The following is an 8,400-nucleotide window of genomic DNA, read 5'->3' as shown; positions in this document are numbered from 1 at the left end:
CCATAATAAGTAGCCCAAAGCCTTACACCTGAATTTGTAAACTTTAAAATAAAAATATCATATTGTCCTGCATTTGACCCCTGATAATAAGCACCTCCACCTGGATTATATGTTGGAAAATTAGTTGACCAAGTTATTCCTGTCAAAAATATATTATCTGAACCATCAGTGGTAATTGAAGAACCAATATCCTCATAATTTCCTCCATAATAAGTAGCCCAAAGCCTTACACCTGAATTTGTAAACTTTAAAATAAAAACATTACCCCCCGCTTCATATGACCCCTGATAATAAGCACCACCACCTGGATTATGCGTTGGAAAATCAGCCGACTCAGTGTATCCCGTCAAAAATATATTACCTGAACCATCACTAGTAATTGAAGTGCCAACATCATCACCAATTCCACCATAATAAGTAGCCCAAAGCCTTACACCTAAATTTGTAAACTTTAAAATAAATGCATCCTCTAATCCTGCAAGTCTCTGATAATAAGCACCCCCACCTGGATTATATGTTGGAAAATTAGTTGACCCAGTCCTTCCTGTCAAAAATATATTATCTGAACCATCAGTGGTGATTGAAGAAACGTAATCATAATCACTTCCCCCATAATAAGTAGCCCAAAGCCTTACACCTGAATTTGTAAACTTTAAAATAAAAACATTACCCCCCGCTTCATATGACCCCTGATAATAAGCACCACCACCTGGATTATGCGTTGGAAAATCAGCCGACTCAGTGTATCCCGTCAAAAATATATTACCTGAACCATCACTAGTAATTGAAGTGCCAACATCATCACCAATTCCACCATAATAAGTAGCCCAAAGCCTTGCAAGCGGTGGATCTATTGTTAATCTACCTTTATATCCCCCCTCAACCTTAAACGACACAAATTTACCCTCGTCAACAACATAACTTAACTTAACTTTACCCCTATCATCATAACCAACAATCTCCCCATCCTCAATCTCCCCTACTGGCGTTGATAATCTTAATCTTTTACCATCATCACTTAACTTAATATCTGCCCACTTTACTTCAAGTTTAATTCTTGAAACATTCCCATTCTCTCTTACCTCAAACTCATGATGCAAGACTCCATCCTCACCAATCCTCCATACCCAATCTATTCCAGGATAAACCTCCCTTATCCTCACAACCCTATAACTTGGAACAAACAAAACTCCCTCTGGACAATGTGCAAGATAATAATTTGTATATCCACTCATCGGCTCTGAATACTCTATCCTACCTTCACTTATCTTTCCATCAACAATTTCCAAATCAACCCTTGCCCATATCATTGTGTCTTGCTTAATTTCCCTCTCAAATGATGGCACCTTACTAAGTGCCCTTCCCCTCTCATGTAAGACTCTGTCAAGAAATGTACTCTTAACATCCCTTATAACATAACTTACACCACTTCCCCTAACATACAAATCAATCCCACTATGCCTTGTAAAAAACAAAACATCATCCACCCTCTTGCCATCAAAATCTCCAACCTGACCCATATTTGGTTGAAACCCAAAAGTGTTAACCCCTCCCTTCAAATTCTCCAAACTCTGTGAGTAAATTGAAGAAACAACCGCAAATAAAAGAATAAAACTTAACTTTCTCATTTTCACTTCAAGTTTTGTTTTCATTTGCAGTTACAGTGATTTTTTCTTGCTTTATATCATCACATCACCTTAACATATGCCATATCTGGCGGATTAATGAGTATCACATCACCATTGGAATTAAGCATCGTTATATTTTCAAATTTAAGATAACTATCCCCACCCCCCTTCGCTCTAAATTTCAACTTTATTATCTCACCACTCCCATTTAAAGAAACAGGTCCAGCTCCAGATGTCGCAAGAACCCCAGTTGAAATGCCTATCTTCCCACTATTGTTAACCTCATCCAATACCTTTTGAAGCGAAAAATCAGGAACAACTATTTGATCAAGCCCCCTACTAACGACATAATTCCCCTTTTGAACTGATAAAAGACTTAACTTATCCTTGTCAAATTTAACTTCAAATTGAACACTTTTAAAATTAATGACCTCCTCAACCCAAACTGAAACATAAAACTCACCTCCCAAATTAACAATGTTCTTAAGCTTGTAAAACTTTAAAGTCGGACCATTAATAGCATCAACCTTAAACTTTCTTGAAAACTTTCTAACATCAGTATGCCCCTTGTATCTAACTTCAATTTCAAATGTATACTCAGCATCATCAAGATAATCAAATGAGGCAGATGTTGCCGTCGTCCATTCAGACCAATCAGAATAATCCACCAGCCTGAACCTATACTCATTCGCTTCAGGCTTATTCCCAACCCACATTATCGTCACAGCAGTTGAACTTATCGTCTCATTTTCAAAGGGTTTGACAATCTCAACAGATGGTGGAGTATAAGCAAGACTTTCAGGATCAAGCGGATTATTAAACTCCCTTGTACAGGACGAAAAGAAGAAAAATGTCAAAATCAAAACTAGATAAAATTTTAACCTCATCTTCCCATCGCATTTTTATTTTGAAATTTAACTCACCCCTTCCTAACTTCCCCTCCCTATTTTATAGAGAGGGGTAAGGGATGAGTCAAAACTCATTTTTCTATATCCCCTCTCTAAAATTAGAGAGGGGGTAGGGGGTGAGTCAAAAACTTATTTTTTAATCTCCCCTCTCTATTTATAGAGAGGGGCAAGGGGTGAGTACCCCCTTGTGAATTAAAACCTAAACCTGAAACTTGCCACTGGAACTACACCAATGTATTCATAATATCTCAACTCCATTGAAACCTCTTTACTTTTTACCTCACGATAGATATCGTCATAACTTACCTTTCTAAAGAAGTTGTATGCAGTGAACCCAGCAAATACCGAACTGACACCAATCATCACATTCCTCCAAGTCACGATATTTTTATACCTTTTCTTGTAATCTTGAATTTTTTCAACCTCAGTTGCAGCTTGATATTTGCTGTAAATATCCTCCGATTTTATATGAAACGCCACTGCAACACCAGCTGAGATAACTGTAAAACCAGCCCCAATGTAAGTTAAATTATTCTTCAAACTTACCTTTGACCTATAAATTCGCATAGCCTTCATCTCAGGCGTCTCCTCAAGCCTTACCGTCTTAGTTATCATCTCGCTTCTCCTAACATCAATGGTCAACTTCTCCCCTTTGTATCCCGATTTCATCAACTGAATCTCATGCGTCCCATAAGCCAAATTAAAAGTCACAGGCGTCACACCTACCTTGTTACCATCAACGAGAATAATTACCTCGGACGGTTCAGTCTCTATCTTAACTTTAGCTGTGATCGGTTTCAGAATAAATTCAAGATTTAAATTATCTCTGTCTACAACAACCTCTCTTTCCAACGATTCATAACCTTCTCTTTCAACATAGAAATTAACTTTGCCTGCCCCAACATCTGTCGTAAAAGAACCTGTCCCAATCAATTTTTTATTTGCGTAAACCTTTGCATCACTTGGCTCAACCCTCACCGCAACCGAAAAAACAGATCTTGAAAGTTCAAACCTCTCCTCCTTAACCTCCCCAGCTGAAATTGAAACCTCCTTGCTCACAGAAGCATACTTCTCCTTCCTCAACTCAACTAAATGTTTACCTGGCTTCAAATCAAGTGTAAACTTGTTATCTCTAACCTTACCAACCATCTCATTATCAACATAAACATCCGCTTCATCCACATTTGAAACAATTGTCAATTTACTCGGCTTTAAAACAACGTCAACAAAAACGGGGAAACTTTCAACCTCAGGAACATCGGCAACAACTTCACCGCTTTCCTCAACGCCTTCAACCTTTATAACCCTTCTTCCTGGCTTCACCTTCGCACTTAACTTCCCATCTTTAAGGCTCCCAACCATCAATCCATCAATATAAACAGTTCCACTCTTTGAAGATGAAACTATATTCAAATCAACAAGAAACTCATCCAACTTAAAATTGAACTTGTTCTCCCCACGCTTAACACTTATACTCTCCACCTTCTTCTTATATCCAGACTTTGAAATCTCAACTGAATAATCCCCAGGTTTCAACTTCAAAGAAATAGGCGTCTTACCAACAAAATTTCCCCCAACCATAACATCTGCACCAACAGGCTCTGAAACTATCTCAACATCTACATCAAACACCAAAGCCTCAACAGGTATAAAAACAAAATCACCTCCCATATCCCCAGCAAGTATACCATACTCAGGCGTCTGCATCTTCCCAGACTCAGCTGTAACTCTCGGTGCAACATACTCATTCAACTCATATGTAGTAACCATTCCATCCCTGTTCAAATCCGCCGCCATATTCTTTAATGCATCAATAAAATAAAATGTGAAAACACTATGCCCTCCGGGACCCGTGTCAAGAACTGCTTGATCCCTACCCCCTGCTGTCAAAGCTTTCCTCGCTTTCCTCGTAGTTATCACCTTGACATACTCAACCGCCTCCAAACTTAAAGGTTGTGCCCTTGCGAATATCAAACCACCATAACAAGCATCCATGACAAAAAACAAATGCTTTGCCCTTATCAATTGACTTATCTCATTCAACTGCTCTGTCGATATCGCACTTGTTATAAGCTCACTTTGTGAACCATCATAAGGCAAAATGTACCCCTTCTCTCTACCATCAGGTAGCGGAATTGTTATCCCATGTCCAGCGTAAAAAACAAGAACCCTGTCATCCTCCCTTGCAAGTTGCCTTATCCTGTCAAATGCTCTCATTATCCCCTCCTTCGTCGCATCTTTATCATAAAGCTGAATTACATTCTCACTTTTGAAACCAAAATTCTCAATCAAAACATTTGCAACCTCTTTTGCATCCCTGACGGCATATCTCAACTTCGGAGCATACAAATAATTGTCAATACCAATGACAATCGCCCACGATTCCCGATAAAAACTCTGTAAACTTGGTTTTTCCCCTTCGCCCTTTAACCCTATACCCCTTTCCTGAGAAAATAAAGAAAGACTAATTAAAAAAAGTAGTGTTAAAGTGTGAGCAACTTTCATAGTGCTCCTTAGTATTTTTTTCAACACGAAAAAATTTAATAAACGAAAAAAAATTTATCAAGTTCAAGAATTTAAACTTATCAAAGTGACCTTGTCCGTGTTTTTTTGATTCACAGTTAAACTTGTTTTTAACGATAAAAATTTTTATATTAAAAACAGAAATTGGGCGGTTAGCTCAGCCTGGTTAGAGCGCTTGCTTGACATGCAAGAGGTCAGAGGTTCGAATCCTCTACCGCCCACTCCCCCTGTTTAAATTTCCCATTAAATCTCAGGAAAAGGCGCAAGAAAATATTGATGGAGTAAATAATCATTTTCAAACCTTGTAGCATAAACCCTTAATACTTCCACCAAATTCACAAAATCAACTTTCCCCGCTCTGAACTTGTCAACCAAATCTAAAAAATATGATTTCTCTTTGCGCGTAAGATTCTCAGAAATATGCCCGAAAATATGAACGATCGAGTTGACTAAATTTGTCTTTTTAAAACCATGTCTCATCAAATCTTTAAAAGTCATCTCATACTTTTTAACCGCCTCATCAAACTTACCTGGTTTATGCTCGGCGATTATCTTGTCGAGTTCTTTAAGATGCTTTTGTGAAATGCCCATAAAAAGATACTTGTGCCTGCTGTGAAAATTACTCAAACTATTTATATCAGACTTAGCGCTTTCAAACCTAAAAAGTGTAAAAACTTTCGCAAGAAATTCCCACATCAATTCTTTATCCCTTAACTTTCCCTCATCAATCAAAGGTATATAAGGCAAATTTTCTTTCACATACCGCGCGAAAACCCCATATGTTTTACCGTAAAGATTGCCATCTTTGTAAACTTTTGTACTTCCTACCCCACAACTTGGTGATTTCGCCTTTAAAATGAAGCCGTGAACTTCGCTAAGTTTTTCCAAAAAACTATGTGCAAATCCCTCAAGTTCCGAAGTTAAATCAACCCCTGTTTCATCTTGAATTGCTCTGACTTGATTGCCAATTTTATGCAATTTTATCGTTTTTCTCGGAACCCCAAGCCCTATCTCAAATTCAGGGCAGACATGAATTAAGTTAAAAAGTGATTTCAACCTATTGATAATTTCATCGTTAACTGTAGCCCCGTCATATCTATATGCAAATCCATCAAGGCAGGCGCTTATGACAACCGTCGGCTTCATCCCCAAACTTATGTTTCTATCTTAACAGTAAATTTCCTTTTGCACTTTTTACATTGATATTCAACCGTTATCCAATTATTTCTCTCATAATAACTTATCTCCTCAAGTTCACCTTGGCATCCTTTAAAGATACACTTTTTCATCTCAACATTAAATTGCCTATTTCCGTTTTTTATTTCATCCCCCATCGCTGTTTCAAGATTTTTTCACCTATCATTATGCCAGCTATTGACTTAGCATCTACTATTTCACCTTTCAGCACCATTTCAACAGCTTCGTCTATTGATTTAAACTCAATGGATAAAAGCTCACCTTCTTCAAGGTTTTGCTTGCGCTTTTGCAAGTCTTCAGCAAGATAAATGTAAAGTTTCTCACTGCAAAATCCCGGACTTGTATAAATGTAAGTTAAAAGCTCAACTTTGCCAGGTTTAAATCCTGTCTCTTCCTCAAGTTCTCTTATAGCACAAACTTTTGGATCCTCACCGTAATCAAGTTTACCTGCTGGCAACTCGTAAATAAATTTATCAATTGGATAACGATATTGCTTTATCAAAATAATTCTATTATCAGGCAGAACGCCAAGAACGACAGCGCCTCCGGGATGTTCGACAACTTCGCGAATCGTGTGATTCCCCGAGTCAAAATATTCAAGTTCGTCAACGATTATATCGAAAACCTTCCCACGATAAATTATATTCCTTTTCTTCAGTTTCATATTTCCCATTATCTTATCACCTTGCATAAAAACCCTTAAAAATTTTTAGTATATCCCTCTGCTTCCGGGTTTTTCTATCTCAACTCCTTCTTTGCACAACGGGCATTCCTCAGGTTTAAAGGTTGGCACTTCAAGTTTTATAACTGACGCAAATCTCGTTCCAAAATCAATCTTACCACCGCTTCTATCAACTATGCATCCAACACCTATTAATTTACCCCCTGCATTTTTAACAAGTTCTATGACCTCAAAAACACTTCCACCAGTCGTAACGACATCCTCACAAACAAGTACTCTTTCTCCAGACTTTATCTCAAATCCACGCCTCAATTTCATCACCCCAGACTCTCTTTCAGCAAATATATTTCTTGCCTCAAGTTGGCGCGCGACCTCATAACCCACAATTATACCACCTATGGCAGGAGAAACCACAAGTTCAATCTCACTTGTATAAAAATGCCTTGCTATTTGCCTGCACAAAAGTTCAGAATATTCCGGATACTGCAAAACTTTCGCACACTGGAAATAGCGCGGGCTGTGCAAGCCAGAACTCAGAAGAAAATGACCTTCAAGAAGCGCCCCCGTCTCTTTGAAAATTTTTAGAACCTCCTCACTCGAAATCGAAGAAAACTGCATGATGAACAGATTTTATTTTAAATCACTTCTCCTCCTCAGTAAGCTCTTCGGGCTCATCCTTTTGTTTGCCAGCCTCATAAAATACAAGTTCATCACGATTCTTTGACAATTTAACCTTAATTACACTTCCAGATGTAAACCTACCTTTTAATATCTCTTCAGATAATGGCTCTTCAAGATATTTTTGCACAGCCCTCTTTAATGGTCGCGCTCCGAAAGCGGGGTCATAACCTTTTTCAGCGAGAAACTCTTTTGCACTTTTTGTAAGTTCAAGCGACATATTCATTGTCTTCAAGCGTTTCATTATATCCTGAACCGCAATATCAACAATTTGAACAATATGCTCCATTTCAAGCGGTTTGAATATAATTATCTCATCAATTCGGTTCAAAAATTCTGGGCTAAACACGCGCCTGACCGCTTCTTCAATTGTAGCTTTCATAGCCTCAAATCTATCCTTCGGCGTTTCACCTACTCCGAAACCAATTCCACCTGTAATTCTTATGTCCCTTGTTCCAATATTTGAAGTCATAATTATAATTGTATTTCTGAAGTCAACCCTTCTACCAAGGCTATCCGTAAGTTGACCATCATCAAGAACCTGGAGCAAAATGTTGAAGACATCGGGGTGCGCCTTTTCAATTTCATCAAACAAAACAACCGAATAAGGTTTCCTCCTCACCTTCTCTGTCAATTGCCCACCTTCTTCATATCCCACGTATCCAGGAGGAGCACCGATCAATCTGGAGACATTAAATTTCTCCATATACTCAGACATATCAATTCTTATCAAAGCATCCTCGGTATCAAATAAATATCTTGCAAGAGCCATTATCTGAAGAGA

8 protein-coding genes and 1 tRNA gene are annotated in these 8,400 nt (G+C 38.2%); 1 reads left to right on the top strand and 8 read right to left on the bottom strand.

Features of this window, described 5'->3' with window-relative positions:
- The 3 genes from AWW78_RS10515 to AWW78_RS03270 form a co-directional block, all read right to left on the bottom strand.
- Window positions 1–1,628 (bottom strand): SBBP repeat-containing protein (locus tag AWW78_RS10515; RefSeq protein ID WP_176696227.1); only part of this gene is annotated, 1,628 nt, incomplete at its 3' end.
- Between the two features lie 59 nt (window positions 1,629–1,687).
- Entirely contained in the window at window positions 1,688–2,515 is an 828-nt protein-coding gene (locus tag AWW78_RS03275; RefSeq protein ID WP_047133107.1) for a cohesin domain-containing protein, read from the bottom strand.
- Between the two features lie 213 nt (window positions 2,516–2,728).
- Window positions 2,729–5,041, bottom strand: a complete 2,313-nt coding sequence (locus AWW78_RS03270) for a PEGA domain-containing protein (RefSeq protein ID WP_075426074.1) — start codon at window positions 5,039–5,041, stop codon at window positions 2,729–2,731.
- Window positions 5,042–5,205: 164 nt separating this feature from the next.
- Between AWW78_RS03270 and AWW78_RS03265 the strand changes: the two genes are divergently transcribed.
- Window positions 5,206–5,280 (top strand) — tRNA-Val (locus AWW78_RS03265).
- 22 nt (window positions 5,281–5,302) lie between these two features.
- Here AWW78_RS03265 and AWW78_RS03260 read toward each other — a convergent pair.
- From AWW78_RS03260 to AWW78_RS03240, 5 genes are all read right to left on the bottom strand, one after another.
- Window positions 5,303–6,205 carry a YbgA family protein gene (locus tag AWW78_RS03260; RefSeq protein ID WP_047133123.1) on the bottom strand — a complete coding sequence of 301 codons (903 nt, stop codon included), beginning with the start codon at window positions 6,203–6,205 and terminating at the stop codon, window positions 5,303–5,305.
- 8 nt (window positions 6,206–6,213) lie between these two features.
- Window positions 6,214–6,393, bottom strand: coding sequence for a hypothetical protein (locus AWW78_RS03255; RefSeq protein ID WP_047133106.1), 180 nt, complete (start codon window positions 6,391–6,393; stop codon window positions 6,214–6,216).
- Window positions 6,378–6,920, bottom strand: coding sequence for an NUDIX hydrolase (locus AWW78_RS03250; protein WP_047133122.1), 543 nt, complete (start codon window positions 6,918–6,920; stop codon window positions 6,378–6,380). Before AWW78_RS03250 ends, AWW78_RS03255 begins: the two co-directional genes overlap by 16 nt.
- Window positions 6,921–6,965: 45 nt before the next feature.
- On the bottom strand, window positions 6,966–7,541 hold the full coding sequence (gene pyrE, locus AWW78_RS03245; protein ID WP_102134804.1) for an orotate phosphoribosyltransferase: 576 nt from the start codon (window positions 7,539–7,541) through the stop codon (window positions 6,966–6,968).
- A gap of 37 nt (window positions 7,542–7,578) precedes the next feature.
- Window positions 7,579–8,400, bottom strand: an 822-nt coding sequence (locus AWW78_RS03240) for an AAA family ATPase (RefSeq protein WP_047133104.1), incomplete at its 5' end; no start/stop codon positions are given.

Origin of the sequence: Candidatus Kryptonium thompsonii, from assembly GCF_001535985.1 — a bacterium.
GTDB lineage: Bacteria > Bacteroidota > Ignavibacteria > Kryptoniales > Kryptoniaceae > Kryptonium > Kryptonium thompsonii.
Note: the sequence above shows the minus strand (reverse complement) of the source record. Positions and strands in the feature narration are given on the sequence as shown.